Genomic DNA, 2,781 nt, shown 5'->3' on the forward strand with positions numbered 1-2,781 from the left:
GTTACTTGATAATTCCACAGTGTGCAGAAACGGCCCAGGCGGTGAGGGGCAGTGCATGAAAGGAAGCCGCAATGCAGGAGATCAACTGCGTAACAGGAAACAGATATCGGAAGGAAGGCCTATGGCGAAAAGCAAAGCGGTACTGAAGCCGCGCAGCGTACGTCCCGCAGAAGCGGCAACGCTGCTGGGTGTGTGCCGAGACACCGTGTACGTCTTGATGCGTGCCGGCCGACTGCGGTCGGTCAAGCTCGGCAGGGCTCGGCTGATCCCTGTCGACGCGATCGAGGAACTGCTATCGGAACATGAGGAGGCCGCATGACCGGCAAGCGTCGTCGGTCTCACGGCGAAGGATCAGTATTCAAGTACCGCGACGGTTACGCGGCCATCCTCGACCTCGGATGGTCCGGCGACCGACGCCGCCGCAAATGGGTCTACGGCAAAACGGAGCGGGCAGTCCTCGACAAACTCGCGGACCTCAGACGAAAGCAGGAGAAAGGACAGGATCTCACCGCGGCTCCCCGCACCTTCGGTGAATGGCTCGACGAGTGGATCGAACTCAAGAGCCGAGACGGAACCCGCCAGAAAACGGTGCACGGCTACCAGGCCCTCATCGACAACCACATCTGGCCGGCTCTCGGAAAGATCGCACTCGACAAGCTGTCACCCACGATGGTCCGCCGTCTCCTGGCGGAGAAATCCGACGACGGTCTGTCAGCGGCAACCGTCCGACACATCCACGGCGTTATCCGTAACGCCCTGGGCGACGCCGAGCGGGAGGAGCTGGTGCACCGCAATGTCGCTCGGGTGGTCCGGCCGCCCGCCTTGCGGCGTCCCGAACGGCGCACCCTCACCGTCCTAGAAGCGAAGCGACTGATCGAGGTGCTGCAGGGCAACCCGATGGAAGCCTTCTACATCGCAGCCCTCACGGTCGGGCTGCGGCGGGGTGAACTGCTCGGCCTGCGCTGGTCGGACGTCGACCTCCAGGAGGGCATGCTTACAGTCCGGCAGACCGTCCAGCGGGTCCAGGGCCGCCTGGAATTCACCGAGCCGAAGACGGATCGGTCCCGCCGTACCGTGCCGATGCCGGAACAGACCGTCGCGGCGCTTAAACGGCATCGTCGGCGGCAGGCTGAGGAAAGGCTTGCCGCGGGGGAGGGGTGGCAGGACTTCGGACTCATCTTCACGTCTCGGATTGGGACGCCGTTCGATCCCGATAACCTCGAACGCAGTTGGTACAAGATCCGCGCTGCGGCGGACCTCGACTGGCTCCGCATCCACGACCTGCGGCATGCGTGCGCTACGTTCCTGCTGGCATCCGGCGCGTCCCCTCGCACGGTGATGAAGGTGCTCGGGCACAGTCAGATCGGTCTGACGATGAACACCTACGCCCACGTCCTTCCGGAGATCGAACGGTCAGCCGTGGACGCCGCCACCAAGCAGCTTTTCGGGTGATTGGCTGTACGAATGGCTGTACGGGCGACGCCGAAGCCTCGGTGATCGGCAGTTATAGGGGCACTGGCCTGGTGTTTATTGGCGCGCCCGGCAGGATTCGAACCTGCGACCGACGGATTAGAAGTCCGTTGCTCTATCCGCTGAGCTACGAGCGCCTGGTGCTGGCAGGCACATACTAGGCGGTCGCCGCGGTAATGTCGTCCGCCTTGTCCTCCGGTGGCGGCGGCACGTCGATCGCCGGCTCGCCGGGGGTCGGGAGGAACGCATCCACCCAGCGCGCCATCTCGCGGAACACCTCGGCCCGCACGTCCTTACCGGACAGAGTGAGGTCGTGCATGCCGCCGTCGAAGCGGGCGATCGTCACCCTTCGGCCGAGTCGCGGCGCGTACCTCACGATGTGTTCCACGTCGAGCACAGCGTCGGCCAGCGGCGTGTCATCGGTCCACTGCTTGCCGCGGAACGTACGCGTCGAACACGCCACCATCACCGGCGCGTCGATCTCCAAGCCACGCCGCAGGCGCTGCTGGCCGCGGCGAACGGCGCCCAGCCAGCCCGCCGTCACCGGAAACCCGAGGATCGGCTTCCACGCCAGGTCGTAGGTCCACTCGCCGCGGTGTTCACTGTGCAGGCTCTGGCCATACAGGCCGAGACTGGAGATCGGGATCTTCCGGTACGGGTCGCGCTTGCTGGTCGTGGCGACGATCGTCGACGCGACTGGGCGGCGTAGGAACCAAGAGCTGTTGAAGTCGAAGAACGGGCTGTTGAGAACCAGGCCGTCGACCAGCGCTTCGTTCTGCCTCGCGTGCGCCCACAGCGGCGTGATGAGCCCGCCGGTCGAATGCGCGACGACCAGCATCTGATCGTGGCCGTCGACCGAGCGGATGATGCGCGCCGACTCGTCCAGCTCGGGGAAGTACTCGGTCAGGCTGCGGCAGAAGTTCGGGGTCTGGTGGGGGAGCAGGCTGCGGCCGTACTTGCGCAGGTCGAGCGCATAGAAATCCCAGCCGCGTTCGACGAAGAAGTCGGCCAGGTGGGTCTGGAAGAAGTAGTCCACGAACCCGTGCACGTACAGCACCGCGCGCCGGCTCGGCGTCTCGGCACGGCGGCGCACCAGCGTCGCCACGACCGGACCCTCGTCGTCGCTGCCGAGGTCGATGGTGTGCCGCTCGTAGGGCAGGCCCAGGACATCCGTCTCCACGCCTGACACATTAACCGCCGCCCGGGGCCCCGGCGCCATAGCAGATCGTTTGCACCCCGCGCCCGCCGTCCACAACCCGGCGTTGTCCACAGCCCGGCCGGATTCCTCGTCATGATCTTGGCCGGCCCCGC

General features: G+C 65.6%; 3 protein-coding genes and 1 tRNA gene. 2 read left to right on the forward strand and 2 right to left on the reverse strand.

Annotated features, from left to right (window positions below; translation table 11 throughout):
- On the forward strand, window positions 1-319 hold a 319-nt coding region (locus tag AB0M20_RS36380; protein WP_364305197.1), incomplete at its 5' end, for a helix-turn-helix domain-containing protein.
- Window positions 316-1,452 (forward strand): site-specific integrase, encoded by a 1,137-nt coding sequence (locus AB0M20_RS36385; RefSeq protein WP_364305199.1) that lies wholly within the window; start codon window positions 316-318, stop codon window positions 1,450-1,452. The genes AB0M20_RS36380 and AB0M20_RS36385, both read left to right, overlap by 4 nt.
- Window positions 1,453-1,531: 79 nt before the next feature.
- On the opposite strand, the gene AB0M20_RS36390 is transcribed toward AB0M20_RS36385, so the two are convergent.
- Window positions 1,532-1,607, reverse strand: a tRNA-Arg gene (locus AB0M20_RS36390).
- Window positions 1,608-1,627: 20 nt separating this feature from the next.
- Window positions 1,628-2,650, reverse strand: coding sequence for an alpha/beta hydrolase (locus tag AB0M20_RS36395; protein WP_364305202.1), 1,023 nt, complete (start codon window positions 2,648-2,650; stop codon window positions 1,628-1,630).
- Window positions 2,651-2,781: the final 131 nt, after the last annotated feature.

It is taken from the genome of Actinoplanes sp. NPDC051633 (assembly GCF_040681735.1).
In the GTDB taxonomy this organism is placed as follows: domain Bacteria; phylum Actinomycetota; class Actinomycetes; order Mycobacteriales; family Micromonosporaceae; genus Actinoplanes.